Source organism: Escherichia sp. WS1368 (assembly GCF_046487485.1).
Lineage (GTDB): Bacteria > Pseudomonadota > Gammaproteobacteria > Enterobacterales > Enterobacteriaceae > Escherichia > Escherichia coli.
Genome location: NZ_JBJQJI010000012.1, coordinates 31,267 through 48,707 on the forward strand (window position 1 = coordinate 31,267; position 17,441 = coordinate 48,707).

Genomic DNA, 17,441 nt, shown 5'->3' on the forward strand with positions numbered 1-17,441 from the left:
GCCTTTATACCTTGAAAATATATAAACACTTACTCACCATCTACACACAATAGCCACATAGGAAAACACATGATCAAACTCTATCTGATGGCAGTGGCTACAGGTATATCTGTAGTTTTCATCTACTGTTTGCTGGTTCCGTCGCTGATCTCGGCTAAAAGCGATATTGCCGTAATGCTTGGAATCATTGTTGCTTTTGGCGCTCCTGTTATCGGCTTTAATGTTGGTCGTAACTTTCTGAAGTCACTAATTAATTCGAAGGGGAAGTAAGTAATGAAGAAAGGTTTACTGGCAGTGATCGTGGCTGCTGTTTGCACAATGGGTCTTACAGGCTGCGATCGTGTTGAGCCTGGGTACGTTGGCATCAAAGTAAACAAATTGGGTGAAGACAAAGGTATCGGTGAAGTTGTCGGCGTTGGCCGTCAGTGGACTGGTCTGAATACCGAGCTGTACACCTCTCTTTAAGTCATCTTAAATGACTCTGAGGTGTCTGTTAAACCTGTGGCGATTCAGTCTATTAAACCTGTGGCGATTCACTTTATGGTGTCATAAACTTAAATCTAGCGCCGGGTAGAACAAGTTAATCGAACGATGTAGAGGCCATTTAGGCGTTACAGAAAGAACAGAATTTTAAATTTATAGTGAAGCCGTTGCAGCAACTTTGTGGGGTGCAACCAACACTGAACAGGAAAAGAAAATGGATCATAGTGTACATAACAAGCTCATCTCATTTATATGGAACATTGCCGACGACTGTTTACGTGATGTGTACGTTCGCGGTAAGTACCGCGATGTGATTTTACCTATGGTGGTATTACGACGTTTAGATACGTTACTTGAACCCACCAAAGAAGCCGTGCTTGAAGAGGTCAAGTTCCAAAAAGAAGAGATGCAAGCCACGGAGCTTGATGATGAACCATTGAAGGCGGCTAGTGGTTATGTTTTTTACAATACATCTAAATGGACCCTGAAATCCCTGTTCAACACCGCAACGAATAACCAACAGATATTACTCGCCAACTTTGAAGAGTACCTGCTTGGCTTTAGCGATAATGTTAAAGAAATCATTGAATGCTTTAACCTCAAGTTGCAAATTCGTCACATGGCCTCAAAGCAAGTCCTTCTTGATGTCGTCGAAAAGTTTGTTTCCCCTTACATCAACTTAACTCATGAAACGATCGAAGACCCAGATGGCAACAAGATGCCAGCCCTTACTAACCTGGGTATGGGGTACGTGTTCGAAGAGTTGATCCGTAAGTTCAACGAGGAGAATAACGAAGAAGCCGGTGAGCACTTTACACCTAGGGAAGTGATTGAGCTGATGACACACTTGGTTTTTGACCCAGTGAAAGAGCAGCTACCATTGACCATGACCGTTTACGACCCTGCGTGTGGTAGCGGTGGTATGCTCACTGAATCTCAAAACTTCATTGAAGAGAAATACCCGAACGACAGCCGAGATATTTACCTTTACGGCAAAGAGATCAATGACGAGACCTACGCGATTTGTAAATCGGACATGATGATCAAAGGTAACAACCCTGAGAACATCAAGGTAGGCTCAACCTTGTCTACCGACGAGTTTGCGGCTTCACGCTTTGACTTTATGTTGTCTAACCCGCCATACGGTAAGAGTTGGGCGTCTGAACAGAAGTACATTAAAGACGGCAGTGATGTGATTGACCCGCGTTTTAAGGTTAGCCTGAAAGACTATTGGGGAAATCTCGAAGTGGTGGATGCCACGCCACGTTCGAGTGATGGCCAGCTGCTTTTCTTAATGGAGATGGTCAACAAGATGAAAGATCCGAGCGTAAGTCCATTAGGCAGCCGGATTGCCTCTGTTCATAACGGCTCATCGCTCTTTACCGGAGATGCGGGCGGTGGTGAAAGTAATATTCGTCGCTTCATCATTGAAAACGACATGCTAGATGCCATCGTTCAGTTACCTAATAACCTGTTCTATAACACTGGCATTACCACTTACATTTGGGTGTTGAGCAACAATAAACCTGAGGCGCGTAAAGGTAAGGTGCAATTAATTGATGCCAGCTTGCTCTACCGTAAGTTGCGCAAGAACTTAGGTAACAAAAACTGCGAATTTGCGCCTGAGCACATCACGGAAATTACCGATACTTACCTCGCGTGTAAGGATGTTGAAAGAGCACTGGATGCAAACAATGATCCTGTTGGCATCGCCAGTAAGGTATTCAGCAATGACGATTTTGGCTACTACAAAGTCACTATCGAGCGCCCAGATCGCCGCAAAGCCAAGTTTACTCAAGATGCCATAGCCCCACTGCGTTTTGATAAGCAACTTAGTGAAGTGATGGAGTACGTGTACGCAGAGCACGGCGAACGTGTTTACGAAAAAACTGGCTACGGGTCAGATCAGAAAAAGAGCTTCTTAAAATCCATCGAGAAAGACATTCTTTCTTGGTGTGAAGATAACGACATCAGTCTCAATGCTAAGGCTAAGGCCAAACTGCTTGATGTGAAACACTGGCTGGCGCTAAAAGCATTGCTTGAAACTGCACAAACGCTGATGGCTGACATCGGTAGCATTGAATTTGATGACTTCAATAGCTTTAAAACCCAAGTTGATAAATCGCTAAAAGCCCATGCTATTAAGCTTTCAGCACCTGAGAAAAATGCCATTCTTCACGCGGTGAGCTGGTATGACGAAACCGCCAAGAAAGTGGTTAAAAAGGTAGTTAAATTAACGGGTGATAAATTAAACGACCTGCTGGAGCGCTATGAGTGTGAAGTCGCTGACTTGCCAGATTTTGGTTATTACCCCGTTCCTTCAGCAGAAGGCGGTAAAAAAGGCGAGTATATCACTTACGAGACCAATTCAGACCTGCGAGATACAGAATCTGTTCCATTAAAGCAAAGCATTTACCAGTACTTCCTAGATGAAGTGAAGCCTCATGTCGATGAAGCATGGATAAACCTAGATACGGTAAAAATTGGCTATGAAATCAGCTTCAATAAGTATTTCTATCTGCATAAGCCATTACGTAGTCTTGAAGAAGTAGCAACTGACATTATCAATCTAGAGCAGAAGGCTGATGGTTTGATTGCACAAATATTAGGCGTGAAAGTGGCGGAAGTTCAGGGAGAAGCCTAATGGAAAGCATTACCTCAACGCTAAAGTATGATCAATATAGTGACTCTGGTTATGAGTGGATTGGCGAGATTCCAGAGCATTGGGACTTGGTTAAGTTAGGCTCGTGCCTATCTCCGGTGTCGGTCAAAAACTGCCCTGAATTGCCACTACTTTCGATAACACGCGAACAAGGTGTTATCGAGAGAGACGTGGATAATCAAGAGTCAAATCACAATTTTATACCAGATGATCTTAGCGGCTATAAAAAGCTTGAGAAAGGTCAATTTGGAATGAATAAAATGAAAGCGTGGCAGGGTTCTTACGGTGTATCAAAGTTCACTGGAATTGTAAGTCCTGCGTATTTTATTTTTGATTTTACAAAGGCAATAAATCCTGAGTTTTTCAATTGGGCGATACGCAGTAAGTTATATGTATCGTTTTTTGGTAGTGCATCAGATGGTGTAAGGATTGGTCAGTGGGACCTTTCAAAAGCACGGATGAAGGTGATTCCTTTTGTCCTGCCTTCAGAAGAAGAGCAGTCCCTAATTGCAAATTTTCTCGACAAGAAAACCGCTCTAATCGACGAAGCGATTTCGATCAAAGAGCAGCAAATTAGCCTGCTGAAAGAGCGTAAGCAGATCATCATCCAACAGGCGGTGACCCAAGGGCTTGATCCCAATGTGCCAATGAAAGACTCCGGTGTGGATTGGATTGGTAAGATTCCAGCGCATTGGGACGTTAAGAGGTTAAAATATCTTGGTAAATCGATCATTGGGTTAACTTATTCGCCAAATGATTTAAGTGATGAAAAAGGCGGAACTCTAGTTGCGCGATCATCAAACTTATACGAAGGGAAGTTTAAGTATGGTGAAAAGGAAAATGTTTATGTCAATTGCTTTATTCCTGAGCACTTAAAGCTTAAAAAAGGTGATATTTTGATATGCTCCAGGAATGGAAGTCGAGACCTAATTGGCAAGTGTGCATTTGTATCTGACGCTGATGAGGGAAACAGCTTCGGGGCCTTTACTACGGTATTCAGATCTAAACACAATGAGTATTTATTTTGCATTCTAAATAGTGATGTTTTCAAAATGTTATCAGGGACATTTCTTACATCAACAATTAATCAGCTTACAGTGGGGAATCTTAATAGCATTTTTGTGCCTTTCCCCCCTTCTAAAAATGAACGAGATGGAATTATTACGTACATTAACAGATTAAATGGTGATGTTGAGCGAGCTATAGAGTATCAAAAAATACAAATCGAAAAGCTTAAAGAATATAAAACCACCCTGATCAACAGCGCCGTGACAGGAAAAATCAAGATCACCCCAGAAATGGTTGAGCAATAGGAAGCGAATATGTTCACGGTAAATCATCAGACCAACAGGATTAGTCCGGTTAAGACGAAGAGATTCAGTGAGTTGGGCTTTACTGAGCGCAAAAATCTTCAGGAATGGTTGGCACACGAGCCTTCCGCACTGGGTGAAGAGCTGCTGATTATTCAAAAAGAGTTCGATGGCTTTGATGACACCCGTGAACGCTTAGATTTACTGGCACTGGATAAAGATGGCAACTTGGTCATTATTGAAAACAAGCTGGACGACAGTGGCCGCGATGTGGTGTGGCAGGCGCTTAAATATGCCTCCTACTGCGCAAGTTTAACCAAAGCGCAAATCGTTGAAATTTACCAGCAGTACTTAGACCGCTATGAGCCTGTAACAGGAGAGGTTGACTTGTTTAATACCCCTGCAAGTGCCTCTGCTAGAATATGTGAGTTTTTGGATGCGCCCGATCTCGATGAGTTAAAGCTCAACCTGGGTAACAGCCAGCGCATTATGTTAGTTGCGGCAAACTTTCGCAAAGAAGTGACCAGCACCGCGCTGTGGTTATTGGGTCAAGGCATTAGCATTGCCTGCTTCAAAATCACGCCTTATTCACTGGGTGAACAGCTACTGATTAATATTGACCAGATCATTCCAACGCCAGAAGCGAAAGAGTTGATGATCGGCATTAATGCCAAGGAAGCGGAAGAAAAAACCACCGAAGTGGTACTAAAAAACCGCCATACCGTGCGTCGCGAGTACTGGGAGCGTGCCTTAGAGGCGTTTCAGAAAAGCTCTTGCCAACTCTATAACAACATTAGCCCAAGCAAAGATCATTGGTTATCAGCAGGCTCAGGGCTAAGTGGATGTCCGTATAACCTGATATTTCTGCAAAAAGAGCTTCGAGTAGAGCTTTGGATCAGCCGTGGGGTTACCGAAGAGAATAAATACCTTTTTGATTTGTTGAGTCAGTCCAAACAAGACATTGAGCATACTTTTGGTGCAGAACTTGAGTGGATGAGGCTGGATGAGAAGAAATCTTGCCGTATCCAGTTTTCGACCAAAGCTGACGGGTTTAACAAAGAGACTTGGCCCCAAGCGGTTGCGTGGCACTTAGAGCAGATGACAAAGTTAGAAAAAGCCTTAAAAGGACCGCTGCAAAAAGCGGCTGAGGCAATGAAACAGAAGAATTTTGATTAAGGGAACTTACAATTATGGTCAGTCAAACCAATGAACAAGCATTAGAGTCGGCCATTGAGAAATGTCTGGCTGGGATCAGTACTGAAGAGCTCAAAGAGGGGCTGAGTCAGCAGTCACTGGGTGCTGGATACTTCATTGGTGCTGCTAGTGACTTTAATATGCAATATGCCATTGATGAACGTTTTTTCTGGCAATTTCTGCAAAAGACACAAGAAGTAGAGTTGGCCAAACTGCAAAAGAACAACCCCTCAGATTGGCAACGTAAGTTACTCGAACGATTTGACCGACTGATTAAGAAGCATGGCATTCTTCATTTACTTAAGAAAGGGCTAAGCGTAGACGATGCTCATTTCAATTTGCTCTATCCAGCCCCTTTGGCAAGTAGTAGTGAGAAGGTAAAGCAAAACTTTGCAGATAACGTGTTTAGTTGTACTCGCCAAGTGCGCTATTCCATGGTAAATCCCCTACAAGAAATCGACATGGTATTGTTTATCAACGGAATACCCTTGATAACGCTGGAGTTGAAGAACGCATGGACCGGGCAAACAGCACGTTATCACGGCCAAAAGCAGTATCGAGATGATCGGGATGCAACTCAGCCATTGCTGACCTTTGGCCGCTGCCTAGTGCATATGGCGGTCGATACCGACGAAGTGTATATGACCACCAAGTTATCAGGTAGCAGTACATTCTTCTTGCCGTTCAATAAAGGTCACAATCTTGGACAAGGCAACCCGCCGAATCCATCTGGCCATAAAACGGCATACCTATGGCAAGAAGTATTCACTAAAGACAGCTTGGCGAATATTATTCAGCATTTTGTGCGTCTGGATGGGTCAAGCAAAGATCCATTACCCAAGCGAACCCTGTTCTTTCCTCGATACCATCAATTGGATGTGGTGAGAAAATTAGTAGACCATGCCGCCCAGCACGGTGTCGGTCAGACTTACTTAATTCAACACTCAGCCGGTTCAGGTAAGTCTAACTCGATTACCTGGGCAGCTTATCAGCTAATTGAAACCTATCCTGCTTCGTCTGATGTGGCAGGCGGAAAAAGCTTGGAGCAGCCGTTGTTTGACTCTGTGATTGTGGTCACCGATAGACGCCTATTGGACAAGCAGCTGCGGGATAACATTAAAGAGTTTTCTGAAGTAAAGAACATTATTGCCCCAGCGAATAAGTCTTCTGAGCTTAAGCAGGCGCTGGAGAATGGCAAAAAGATTATTATAACGACGATTCAGAAATTCCCGTTCATTATTGATGGTATCGCCGATCTTAGTGACAAGCGCTTTGCAGTGATCATCGATGAAGCACACAGCTCACAGTCTGGTTCGGCGCATGACAATATGAACCGAGCGATGGGCAAGTCTGAAGTCGAAGAGGCAGAAGATGCTCAGGATAAAATCCTTCAGGCGATGAGATCGCGTAAGATGCGCGGGAATGCGTCGTACCTGGCATTTACAGCGACACCAAAAAACAGCACTTTGGAGAAATTTGGTCAACGCCAAGAAGATGGCTCTTACAAGCCGTTTCACTTGTATTCGATGAAACAAGCCATTGAAGAAGGCTTCATCTTGGATGTGCTGGCAAATTATACGACGTACAAAAGTTATTATGAGATTGAGAAATCAATTGCTGATAACCCTGAGTTTGATACCAAAAAGGCGCAGAAAAAACTCAGAGCTTATGTAGAACGAAGCCAGCAAACAATTGATATCAAGGCAGAGATTATGCTGGAGCATTTTGTTCCGCATGTCGTGAATACGAAAAAGCTCAAAGGTAAAGGTAAAGGAATGGTGGTCACTCAAAATATTGAGGCGGCCATTCGATACTACAAAGCGATAAGGCGAATACTTGAGGAGCAAGGAAACCCGTTTAAAGTTGCCATTGCTTTCTCAGGAACCAAAGAAGTTGATGGTATTGAATATACCGAAGCAGATATTAATGGTTTTGCCGAGTCAGATACCAAAGATATGTTTGATACCGATGAGTATCGACTTTTAGTGGTTGCTAACAAGTATCTGACTGGGTTTGACCAGCCTAAGCTTTGCGCCATGTATGTAGATAAGAAGCTCGCCAGTGTCTTGTGTGTTCAGGCGCTATCTAGGCTCAATCGCAGTGCACCTAAGCTAGGGAAGAAAACAGAAGACTTGTTTATCCTGGATTTTTTCAACTCGGTTGAAGATATTCAATCAGCATTCGATCCTTTCTATACAGCAACGTCATTGTCCCAAGCTACAGATATAAACGTACTGCACGAGTTGAAAGATGAAATGGACGATGTCGGTGTGTACGAGTGGTATGAAGTTGAAGACTTTGTGACGCGTTATTTCAAGAATGAAGACGCCCAAACACTCAGTCCAATCATTGATATTGCCGCAGCGCGGTTTGACCATGAACTAGATCTTGAAGCTGAAGCTAAAGTGGACTTTAAGATTAAAGCCAAACAGTTCGTTAAAATCTATGGGCAGATGGCTTCTATCATGCCTTATGAAATGGTCAGCTGGGAAAAACTGTTTTGGTTCCTGAAGTTTTTAATACCGAAATTGAAAGTGGAAGATCCCGATGCTGATGCTATTGATGAGCTTCTCGATTCTGTCGATCTGAGTTCATACGGTTTGCAACGTGTGAAGCTTAACCACAGCATTAAACTTAGTGACCAAGAAGCGGAGCTTGATCCTCAAAATCCGAACCCACGTGGGGTGCATGGCGGTGAAAAAGAAACTGACCCGCTGGATGAAATCATTCGCACATTTAATGAGCGATGGTTCCAGGGCTGGAGTGCCACACCTGAAGAGCAAAAGGTTAAGTTCGTGAACATCGCTGAAAGTATCCGCAATCACCCTGACTTCGAATCGAAATACAAAAACAACCCAGATCCCCATAATCGAAATTTGGCCTTCGAAAAAATGCTCAAGGAAATCATGCTGCAACGCCGTAAAGATGAACTTGAGCTCTACAAGTTGTTCGCAGGAGATTCAGCATTTAAAGCCTCGTGGACGCAAAGTATGCAACGAATGGTGGGTAGGTAGAAAGGAGTGATGGTTTGCTGAAGGCAGTCTCAGAGTTATTAGGTGGGTCACCAGGCCTGAAAGGACGTCAAATTGCCAAGGAGCTGGGGCTGGTCAGCTGTCAGCAGCCGACTCACCGGTATAAACGTGGTGGTCATGAACATGTTGCTATCCCTAACTACCTTGAACGGCAGTTCGCCGTGACCGAGCCAAATCAGGTGTGGTGCGGTGATGTGACCTATATCTGGACGGGTAAGCGCTGGGCGTACCTCGCCGTTGTTCTCGACCTGTTCGCAAGAAAACCAGTGGGCTGGGCCATGTCGTTCTCGCCGGACAGCAGGCTCACCATGAAATCGCTGGAAATGGCATGGGAAACCCGTGGTAAGCCCGGCGGAGTGATGTTCCACAGCGATCAGGGCAGTCATTATACGAGCAGGCAGTTCCGGCAGTTATTGTGGCGATACCAGATCAGGCAGAGTATGAGCCGGCGCGGAAACTGCTGGGATAACAGCCCAATGGAACGCTTCTTCAGGAGTCTGAAGAACGAATGGATGCCGGTGGTGGGTTACGTAAGCTTCAGCGAGGCAGCTCACGCCATAACGGACTATATCGTTGGATATTACAGCGCACTAAGACCGCACGAATATAACGGTGGATTACCCCCAAATGAATCGGAAAATCGATACTGGAAAAACTCTAACTCGGTGGCCAGTTTTTGTTGACACTTCATCTACACTCGCGGCATTGGAAGCAAAGATATGATCGTCTGGCACCTGATGCACATTGATAAGGCTATCAACCACACGCTGGAGAAGTTCTTTCCACCAGCCTGAACACAATGATTGTGCGCCTTATAGCGCCCATTAAGATAGATAAGTACTTACCAACAAGGAGAAAACACATGAAGACTTTGGTTCGCATTTCATCTAGTACCGACTATGACGTTTACCCGTTGTTCATGATCAAGTGCGACGGGCTGAACGATGAAGAAATTCAAGCGGCAATTGAACGCAATCTAGTTGAATACACAGGAATGGATGCGGATTCTATTTATATCGATGATGACGGTGTTTGTTGGCACAACGGTAGCTGCTGGTACGTAGACGACACAATGCTGGTAAGCGATGAAGACGCGGCCCATCTTGAGCGCATTTTGGGTATCAGCACTTTTGAGTGATATTTACAGCAAAAATATATAAGTTAGCATTTACCTATCGTGAAAATTTTATTAGATATCACGTTACTTATTATCTCGATAGCCTTTGTGCTCGACTGCATCTTCACAGGGGCAATCCGTAAAGCGCTGGCGCCTGTTAATGATGTGATGATCAATGCGCTGGCCGTAGTACTGGTCTTCGACTCAGCATTAGGCGTTTTCAAAGGAGTCGTGGCATGAAGAAAACAGCCCTGGTACTGGCGCTGCTCACTCTCCCCGTCTTTGCGGACACACATGTCTATGAGTGCGAAATGTTTGTGGTCGAAGCGAAAAACGGCCTGATCCGCAACGCCGTTAAAGCTAATTACGGCGCGATGGTTGTGGACCGTGGCGAACAGTTTTATGTGGTACGCGATGATCGCGTCCTGTCTTCCCCGTTTCTCACTAAACGTAACGGCGAACTATCTGGCGTAGGTAAAGATAGGTTCGTTTACAACAAATCGGGTGATGTATACGGCGTTCACGCGAAGAACGACAGCTACCTTTTCGATGACTGCAAGGAGGTTGGGTAATGGCATTAACACTGGCAGGTCTGGAAATCGAGAAAACAAGCGGCTACTGGCGTGCTAAGGGTTTCAAGCAGCCTGGCATTCTTGAGCGTCTGGAACGTGAAGATGGGTATATCGTCCACCAGCGGCGTGAATGGCGTATGTACGATCCAGAAACAGGAAAACTGACTACAAAAGCCGGAACACTTTGGGGTCTGTTAAAGAAAATACACTAAATGCAAACTGACTGCGGCACGTTCCGCAGTCATATTTCATAGTCGTCACCGCTGACAGCATACACAATCAACTACCGCTGATAGCATATCGAGAGTCTATCTCACCGCTCACAGCATACTTTACTCGATTTTTTACCGCTGACAGCATACTTAAGACATTGCATGAATAATGTGTCCCGGTATGGGTATAACCAGAACAAAATTACCGCTGGCAGCATACGAAGGTCTGACATATACCATTAATTACCGCTGATAGCATATCCAAACAAAAATTCCTCAATAAAACACCGCTGACAGCATACATTCTATCAGGGAGTAGCAGGCAATAAATGCCTTTCACTACAAGCAATCAGCGCAATAGCAATAGAATGTTAGTGAGCGCAAACCTATATGGAATGCACTCTTCGAGGTTAGTAACCACTGGGGAGGTATGGCAGAGCATTGAGTGGTGATAGATGATTTACCGCTCACAGCATACGTTCATCTCACTATACCGCTGGTAGCATATCTTTAACCGTTCACAGCATACTTTTCAGAAAAATAGCCGCTGATAGCATACATTTCACCGCTGACAGCATATCAAAGCAGTTTGAGACTATTGGAAAGGATCTCAATCATCTTGATATTTTCAGGCGTCAAATTCTGCGAAAGTTCGGTTATCTTATTGATAATGTTCTGTTTGGCATCAATTTCCCCGGCTTTCTCATCTGGTTTTTTGGGTTCGATGTCTTCAGGTTTTGGCGGTGCGACTTTGAGTTTTGGATTGCGGCTGTGAATCTGGATATAGATCGACCGCCCACGCTTAATCTCGCTGTATTCGAGATAGCCCAAATCTTGGAGAGCTTTTAAGCCGTTACGTATAGTCTGATTCTGCGAGCTGACATTCCTGCTACTCAAATTGAGTCGCGCACGCAATCGAGCAAGCGATACCGGCGCAGGCTTGGTTGGAAGACTTTCGATGAAGGTGTACAGAGCCTGTGCTGTTTCTTTGCGTGGTAGCTTATTGATAACCTTTAACTGCAAAAGAACCTTATGGTCAAAGCGATATAGTTCGGCCAGCTTCGGTTCTGCATAGAACACCACCGTATCTTTCTGCTCGTTGTAGTCCACGCTATTGATGAGGTGCACCATCAGAAGCGAGATCTTGTTAGAGCCGTCGACGTTCTTTTCTTCATACGTTCTCTGGAAAGACAGAGTTGTACGCATGATCTTCAAAAGACTGTTTGTAAGCCGGTCGCGGAGTGTTTTGCGGATCTGTGACGATGGATAGCCACAAAACTTCGCAAATTTCGTGATGCTTAACTCGACACGACCGTTAGGTTCGCCGTATTCTGCCAGCGAACGCACAACGCCCACCCACGTTTTGAAATCATGATCCATGTCGAGACGAGGACCGGTTATCTTGATATCGGAATAGCCTTCAGAACGGGCTACTTCGAGCTGGACAAGCTCCTTTGAAGCATCGATCTCATTTGGCTTGTTACGTTTACTGTATTTTGTTCCCTTAAGCGTGGGGACGAACAACCCCAGTCGCATCAACGCAATTGGTTGGACTGTATTGTTGCTATTAGGGACAAGTTCCCCTGTGTACAATTCAAGGGAACCTTCTTCAAAGTTGTCGATGTTATCTTCTACTTCTTTGTTATTTTTACCTTTTTTATTTTTTGTGGACATGTGGACACCTTTGTCATTCAACCGCTGACAGCATACTTGATTTGCCGCTGACAGAATACCAAAAACAGTTGGCAGCATACGGTGAACCGCTGACAGACTATCAATTACCGCTGACAGCATACATGAACATGACTTCAGACCAGTCGTGGCGCGGCTTACAGCGATCGGGGATCTTATTTGATCTATATAAGGATCTATCTATGGATCTCTTTATTAGGATCTATCCTGTGGATATGTGAATAATTAAAACAGGCATTTACTACCTTCGGCGCACCTGGTGGGTTATCGTTGCCTCGGCTAACAATCACAGAAAAATGACATATGGATCTAAAACGCACGCGCTGGGTTCGTCGTCTTGAAGACGGCTCCTACACTATCGAATCAAATTCCAACCTGAATAAGCAGAAGTTGCTTTGTGACATCTGCGGTATAGCGGCGAAGTGCCCGATCTACGAAACCAGAATTAAACTTGATAAGGCTGGTGTGAATTTTCATTTAAACAGTTGCATCAGGTACGTTCCATTACTCGCATTTCGTAAACCGATCATCGGATTGGATGCTCCCTACTTCAACACACTCCGTTCAGGTGTGACGTGGCGAGATCGTTTATCACCAGACAAGCTGATTTGCCTCGTATCCGCAGACACAGGGAAAATCATCCGTTTTGGGAAAGTAGACAAGGTTTACTCAGGCCCAGTAGACGAAATGTTGCGGAAACACAGCCGGTTTAATCATCTCTGTATGGGTGGTGAGAAAATCGAGAAGGTAGAAGAAGTGATCCGCAAATCCTACGGACACTTTCTGACCAAAGATAGCCTGCTCACCGCAATCTACATCAGACATGTAAAACGTGAGTTCGACCTCGAATACCACAGCGAAGAAGAGCTTAACCTTGTTGACCCACGTCCAAAAGCTGGCGTCATAAGCATAAACGCAGCGCGTAAAAAGCCCACTGACGCGCTGTAACCCTCCAGATCGTATATTGGCGTAGATAGAATCTACGCCTCCTCAAAATAGCTCTCATAGCGTTCTACAGTGATCCTGTCTTATTTTTAGTCATACAGACAAGCAAAGTTGCGCCACAATAAATAGGTATATACTTACTTATAAGTTTTGTATATTAAGACGCTCGTTTCATTCCTAACATACCGTTATGCATAGTTGTTTACCTTCTCATTGCTCTTAAAATTTGTATCAAAATAACCACAAAGGAAAAACACATGACTTTGCCATACGGCGTCATTTCTGACTGCCACTACCACAAATGGGATGCGTTCTCCACGACGAACGCAGAGGGGCTTAACTCCAGACTTGAAATACAGTTGGAAGCAACGAAAGAAGCAGCCATCGCCATGAAGAAGGCCGGTTGTAAGTACATGTTGGTTGCCGGTGATACATTTCACGTCCGAGGAACTGTGTCCCCTTCTGTTTTGCATTACGTAACTGAAACGTACAAGTGGATTATCAACGAGCTTGATCTGACAGTAGTAATGCTGGCCGGTAATCACGATCTTGAAACCAACGATTCAGTATATAGCGCCAACGCAGCAGCATCGCTGAGTTCTATCGGCGTGGTAATCGTATGTGGCAAGCGCCCACACTCAATAAAAATTGGTGATGTGACTGTCCACCTGATTAGCTGGCGTAACAATCATGCGGAGCTTATCAGCGATCTGAAAGCATTACGTAAGAGCGTAGAAGGTGATAACCATGACGTTGTTATCCATACATCCATTAACAAAGCCATTCCAACAATGCCTGACGTCGGTATCGATGCGCAGGAGTTAAAGGATATCGGCTTTCGTCTCGTGCTTAGTGGGCATTACCACAACCACAAAGAGGTCATTCCTGGAGTTATCAGTGTCGGTGCGCTGACCCATCAAAATTGGGGAGATGTTGGATCTCTGGCTGGTTACATGATCGTAAACCCGGACGGCAGTTTCAGTCACTACGAAACCAGTGCGCCTAAATTCATTAACCTGGAAGATTATGTTGCCGATGACCAAATTCGCGGCAACTACGTGCGTTTCCGCGCCGTAATTGAGAACGATGAAGAAGGCATTAAGTACCAGAACATCCTCAAAACAATGGGTGCAAAAGGTGTCGTGTGCAACTTCATCCGTAAGTCATCAATGATGGAAGGGACAGCAAGCACAACGGAAACCAGCAAAATCGATAGCCTGGGAGAGTCGGTATCTGCTTATTGCAAGATTGTCCACGATACTGACGGCGGATTTGATCTGAGCAAGTTGGATATTTTGTGTCAGGAAATCCTCACCGAAGCGGAGAGTTCGGAGGCTGTGTGAGGCAAAGTCGTTATGGGAGCTTTCGAGACTTTGCCATCACGATGAAAAGACTTGAACGAGGCCAGACGGTGATGTTTCACAAGCCCTACCCGCCACAAGGAAATCCCGTAGCGTTTTATCTTGGAAGGTTAACCAGAAAAGGCGTATTGAGGCGCAGATCCTTCCCGGCGCATACGGAGTTCAGATTGAAAGAAGGTCAAAAGCTAACACACGGTATCAAAGGTGTTATATGAAGTTTTTAAAGCTCCAGGTTGAGAATTTTATGGCTATCGCCAGCGCGGAGGTCGAGTTAGATCAGCGTGGTTTAGTGCTCATTCAGGGTGTTAATAGTGATGATAGTTCCGCATCAAGTAATGGCTCTGGAAAGTCAACGCTAATGAATAGCCTGATGTGGTGTCTTTATGGCGAAACAGCTCATGGTGTGAAGGGGGACGATGTGTTGTCTACCGACCATGAAAAGAACTGTCGTGTTGCAGTAACCATCGAGGATGAAGGCAAGAGATATGCGATCATTCGTCACCGTAAACACAAAGAGTTCAAAAATCGGCTTATCGTTCGTGGTGAAGACGGCGATATGACGAAAGGCAAAGATGCGCTGACGCAAGAGTTCGTCGAGCGTCTGATCGGTGCATCTAAAGAGGTTTTCATGGCTTCCATCTATGCGAGCCAAGAAGCTATGCCAGATTTACCTGGAATGTCCGACAAAAACCTCAAAACCATCGTAGAAGAAGCCGCTGGCGTTGACAGACTGACACGCGCCTACGCTATTGCTCGTGAGCGAGCTAATGCAGCTGCCGCACGTATGGATGTGGTTAAAACCAAATTGGAGTCGACAATCTCGACCATTGAGGCAACACAGTCAGAAATTGAGTCAGCGAAAGCCTCCTCTGAATCATGGGAGCAAGAGCGTTCTAAACGTTATGACGATGCCCTGGCTGGGCTGGCCAGTGCCGAAGTTGAGTTAACGGAAGTTGAACTTGAGATCCGCACTCTTCCCGAACAGATCCGTGATACCGAGAAGGCAATCGAAAGTGAGCGCAAAAAGTTAGCCTCAAAAGAAGAACATGACGCCAAGTTGCTCAAAGTTCGTGGTGCGATAACTGATATTCGGGCAAGCATCAAAGCTACAGAAAATAGTCAGGCTGATGCAATGAGCCGCGCGCGTAATTTTAAGACCAAAGCAGAAGAGGTTGGTACTAAAGTGGGATCACCATGCCCTACTTGTGGCAAAGCCTACTGCGAAGAAGATCTATCAACGGTGAAGGAGAATTTCATTGAACAAGCACGTCAGGAAATTGGTCAGGCGAAGACACTTGCAGAGGCAATGGCTAAACACAAAACGAATCTTGAGAAAGCGTTAAGCATTGAGTCTGCCCTTGTTAAAACGACACCTGATGTAACGGCTATCATTGCCCGGATTGAAGAGCTTACGAAACAACTCTCATCTTTGCGTCATCGTGAGAAGGAGGTTGTTGCTATTGAGTCTCTTGTGACTCGTGCTCGTACTGAGGTCGATCGTATATCAAAAGAGATTAATCCGTTTATTGCTCTTATCGCCAGACACGAAGATAACCTGGTATCCAGTAAGTCTACCTTCAAGTCCTTAAAAGATGAGTTGAAGGCTATTCAGGAACAAACGTTGCTATTGGAAAAAGCTCGTCAGGTCTACTCTCCTGCCGGGGTGCGTTCTCATATTTTGACGTCTGTTACGCCTTTCCTGAATACACGCACTGCCGAGTATCTCAATACGTTGTCTGACGGGAATATTACTGCTGAGTGGTCGACGATGGATGTCACTAAAAAAGGTGAGTATCGCGACAAATTCAACATTAGTGTGCAGAAGAAAGGTTCAAGTAAGTCGTTCCAAACCCTCTCTGGTGGTGAGAAGCGGAAGGTTCGCATTGCGTGTTCTTTGGCATTGCAGGATCTGGTTAGTAACCGGGCGAGTAAAAACATCGATTTGTTTATCGGCGACGAAATTGACGATGCACTCGATACAGCCGGTCTTGAACGCCTCATGGGTATTCTGGAGTCCAAAGCTCGCGAGCGAGGTACTGTGCTGATTATCTCCCATAAAGAGATGAAGTCATGGTTCCGGGAAACTATTACGCTGGAAGTTAAAGAGGGGCGCAGCTATGTCGTTTAAATTAAGCCGCTCGCAGTTTTTGCAGGTATTTGCAGTGATGCAGTCGATAAAACTGATCAATGGGCATACTTCCAATGGTGCGGCTCCACGTATTCTATGGGGCAGCAACAATATTGACGGAGTACAATTCGCCGCGTTGCTTGGTCTAATATCCGAGACACCATTGATGCAAAGTTTGAAATCACTACCACCTGGATGTATTGCGCCGATCCTGATTAATCCTTTTGTTGAGGGGGGATATCTTCCCAACGTCGGGCCTGGGTTTATTGCATCCCATGAAACTGAAGATCTTAACATTAATAGCGAAGGGTTCTTTGGGGGAATGGGTGCGCATCACTGTATGGCTTTCACGAACCTTATTCGACTTGCCAATAAGCGGGTGGATAGTTTGGCATCGCCAGGTGATGCTTTTACTGGTTTCCTTATCCAAAGGAGGGATAAAAAGTACAGTGCGGACAAACTACAGTTTGTTGGTAAGTATGGAGAAATGGTAGAAATCGAACTTCAGCTCCCTCATGTTTTAGCAAACGATAGTGCAGACAGTCGGAGGCTGTTGGGCATCATGCGTCATTTCATAGCAAGTGGCGTTAAACATGCCGTAGATAAACGTGTCACGCAGGAAAATGAGTATTCAGACTTTGCAAACTATCCCCAACCAACGTTGCAAACGGCAATAGTAGCCAATTCGTTGGAGGCGAGATTATTGGAAAACCCTCTATGGGGAACATGGTAA

The 17,441-nt window shown here is 45.0% G+C and carries 15 protein-coding genes and 2 pseudogenes; 16 read left to right on the top strand and 1 reads right to left on the bottom strand.

Annotation, left to right across the window (positions count from 1 at the left end):
* Positions 1 to 69 precede the first annotated feature (69 nt).
* The 11 genes and pseudogenes from ACJHYD_RS18240 (at position 70) to ACJHYD_RS18290 (ending at position 10,582) form a co-directional block, all read left to right on the top strand.
* Positions 70 to 270, top strand: a complete 201-nt coding sequence (locus tag ACJHYD_RS18240) for a membrane protein (RefSeq protein WP_001711109.1) — start codon at positions 70 to 72, stop codon at positions 268 to 270.
* A gap of 3 nt (positions 271 to 273) precedes the next feature.
* A pseudogene (locus ACJHYD_RS18245) lies at positions 274 to 453 on the top strand (SPFH/Band 7/PHB domain protein); the annotation flags it as partial.
* A 244-nt stretch (positions 454 to 697) separates the two neighbouring features.
* A complete protein-coding gene (locus tag ACJHYD_RS18250) occupies positions 698 to 3,127 on the top strand; it encodes a class I SAM-dependent DNA methyltransferase (RefSeq protein WP_032328847.1) in 2,430 nt (809 codons plus the stop codon).
* Positions 3,127 to 4,458 (top strand): restriction endonuclease subunit S, encoded by a 1,332-nt coding sequence (locus ACJHYD_RS18255; protein WP_032328846.1) that lies wholly within the window; start codon positions 3,127 to 3,129, stop codon positions 4,456 to 4,458. The genes ACJHYD_RS18250 and ACJHYD_RS18255 overlap by 1 nt, the downstream gene beginning before the upstream one ends.
* 9 nt (positions 4,459 to 4,467) lie before the next feature.
* Positions 4,468 to 5,631 carry a DUF4268 domain-containing protein gene (locus ACJHYD_RS18260; RefSeq protein WP_032328845.1) on the top strand — a complete coding sequence of 388 codons (1,164 nt, stop codon included), beginning with the start codon at positions 4,468 to 4,470 and terminating at the stop codon, positions 5,629 to 5,631.
* A gap of 14 nt (positions 5,632 to 5,645) precedes the next feature.
* A complete protein-coding gene (locus ACJHYD_RS18265; protein WP_032187690.1) occupies positions 5,646 to 8,663 on the top strand; it encodes a type I restriction endonuclease subunit R in 3,018 nt (1,005 codons plus the stop codon).
* Positions 8,664 to 8,731: 68 nt separating this feature from the next.
* Positions 8,732 to 9,364 (top strand): annotated as a pseudogene (locus tag ACJHYD_RS18270) (IS3 family transposase); the annotation flags it as partial.
* A gap of 179 nt (positions 9,365 to 9,543) precedes the next feature.
* On the top strand, positions 9,544 to 9,819 hold the full coding sequence (locus tag ACJHYD_RS18275) for a hypothetical protein (RefSeq protein WP_023135696.1): 276 nt from the start codon (positions 9,544 to 9,546) through the stop codon (positions 9,817 to 9,819).
* A 39-nt stretch (positions 9,820 to 9,858) separates the two neighbouring features.
* Positions 9,859 to 10,038: a hypothetical protein gene (locus ACJHYD_RS18280; protein ID WP_023135695.1), complete on the top strand. Its 180-nt coding sequence runs from the start codon at positions 9,859 to 9,861 to the stop codon at positions 10,036 to 10,038.
* Positions 10,035 to 10,370 (top strand): hypothetical protein, encoded by a 336-nt coding sequence (locus ACJHYD_RS18285; protein ID WP_032252468.1) that lies wholly within the window; start codon positions 10,035 to 10,037, stop codon positions 10,368 to 10,370. The genes ACJHYD_RS18280 and ACJHYD_RS18285 overlap by 4 nt, the downstream gene beginning before the upstream one ends.
* Positions 10,370 to 10,582 (top strand): hypothetical protein, encoded by a 213-nt coding sequence (locus ACJHYD_RS18290; RefSeq protein WP_001229345.1) that lies wholly within the window; start codon positions 10,370 to 10,372, stop codon positions 10,580 to 10,582. Before ACJHYD_RS18285 ends, ACJHYD_RS18290 begins: the two co-directional genes overlap by 1 nt.
* Before the next feature lie 579 nt (positions 10,583 to 11,161).
* Here ACJHYD_RS18290 and ACJHYD_RS18295 read toward each other — a convergent pair.
* Positions 11,162 to 12,376, bottom strand: a complete 1,215-nt coding sequence (locus ACJHYD_RS18295; RefSeq protein WP_001348683.1) for a RepB family plasmid replication initiator protein — start codon at positions 12,374 to 12,376, stop codon at positions 11,162 to 11,164.
* Positions 12,377 to 12,577: 201 nt separating this feature from the next.
* Between ACJHYD_RS18295 and ACJHYD_RS18300 the strand changes: the two genes are divergently transcribed.
* The 5 genes from ACJHYD_RS18300 (at position 12,578) to ACJHYD_RS18320 (ending at position 17,441) form a co-directional block, all read left to right on the top strand.
* Positions 12,578 to 13,222 carry a hypothetical protein gene (locus ACJHYD_RS18300; protein ID WP_000364573.1) on the top strand — a complete coding sequence of 215 codons (645 nt, stop codon included), beginning with the start codon at positions 12,578 to 12,580 and terminating at the stop codon, positions 13,220 to 13,222.
* A 254-nt stretch (positions 13,223 to 13,476) separates the two neighbouring features.
* Positions 13,477 to 14,562: an exonuclease SbcCD subunit D gene (locus ACJHYD_RS18305; RefSeq protein ID WP_000174804.1), complete on the top strand. Its 1,086-nt coding sequence runs from the start codon at positions 13,477 to 13,479 to the stop codon at positions 14,560 to 14,562.
* Positions 14,517 to 14,795 (top strand): hypothetical protein, encoded by a 279-nt coding sequence (locus tag ACJHYD_RS18310; protein ID WP_001348682.1) that lies wholly within the window; start codon positions 14,517 to 14,519, stop codon positions 14,793 to 14,795. The genes ACJHYD_RS18305 and ACJHYD_RS18310 overlap by 46 nt, the downstream gene beginning before the upstream one ends.
* On the top strand, positions 14,792 to 16,708 hold the full coding sequence (locus ACJHYD_RS18315) for an AAA family ATPase (RefSeq protein ID WP_001404451.1): 1,917 nt from the start codon (positions 14,792 to 14,794) through the stop codon (positions 16,706 to 16,708). Before ACJHYD_RS18310 ends, ACJHYD_RS18315 begins: the two co-directional genes overlap by 4 nt.
* The gene (locus tag ACJHYD_RS18320; protein ID WP_032328878.1) at positions 16,698 to 17,441 is read left to right on the top strand and encodes a hypothetical protein; all 744 of its coding nucleotides are present in this window, start codon (positions 16,698 to 16,700) and stop codon (positions 17,439 to 17,441) included. The genes ACJHYD_RS18315 and ACJHYD_RS18320 overlap by 11 nt, the downstream gene beginning before the upstream one ends.

Bases quoted from the DNA above. Each gene is read 5' to 3' on its own strand.
- ACJHYD_RS18240 (WP_001711109.1), top strand. From the start codon at position 70: ATGATCAAACTCTATCTGATGGCAGTGGCTACAGGTATATCTGTAGTT.
- ACJHYD_RS18250 (WP_032328847.1), top strand. From the start codon at position 698: ATGGATCATAGTGTACATAACAAGCTCATCTCATTTATATGGAACATT.
- ACJHYD_RS18255 (WP_032328846.1), top strand. From the start codon at position 3,127: ATGGAAAGCATTACCTCAACGCTAAAGTATGATCAATATAGTGACTCT.
- ACJHYD_RS18260 (WP_032328845.1), top strand. From the start codon at position 4,468: ATGTTCACGGTAAATCATCAGACCAACAGGATTAGTCCGGTTAAGACG.
- ACJHYD_RS18265 (WP_032187690.1), top strand. From the start codon at position 5,646: ATGGTCAGTCAAACCAATGAACAAGCATTAGAGTCGGCCATTGAGAAA.
- ACJHYD_RS18275 (WP_023135696.1), top strand. From the start codon at position 9,544: ATGAAGACTTTGGTTCGCATTTCATCTAGTACCGACTATGACGTTTAC.
- ACJHYD_RS18285 (WP_032252468.1), top strand. From the start codon at position 10,035: ATGAAGAAAACAGCCCTGGTACTGGCGCTGCTCACTCTCCCCGTCTTT.
- ACJHYD_RS18290 (WP_001229345.1), top strand. From the start codon at position 10,370: ATGGCATTAACACTGGCAGGTCTGGAAATCGAGAAAACAAGCGGCTAC.
- ACJHYD_RS18295 (WP_001348683.1), bottom strand. From the start codon at position 12,376: ATGCTGTCAGCGGTAATTGATAGTCTGTCAGCGGTTCACCGTATGCTG.
- ACJHYD_RS18300 (WP_000364573.1), top strand. From the start codon at position 12,578: ATGGATCTAAAACGCACGCGCTGGGTTCGTCGTCTTGAAGACGGCTCC.
- ACJHYD_RS18305 (WP_000174804.1), top strand. From the start codon at position 13,477: ATGACTTTGCCATACGGCGTCATTTCTGACTGCCACTACCACAAATGG.
- ACJHYD_RS18315 (WP_001404451.1), top strand. From the start codon at position 14,792: ATGAAGTTTTTAAAGCTCCAGGTTGAGAATTTTATGGCTATCGCCAGC.
- ACJHYD_RS18320 (WP_032328878.1), top strand. From the start codon at position 16,698: ATGTCGTTTAAATTAAGCCGCTCGCAGTTTTTGCAGGTATTTGCAGTG.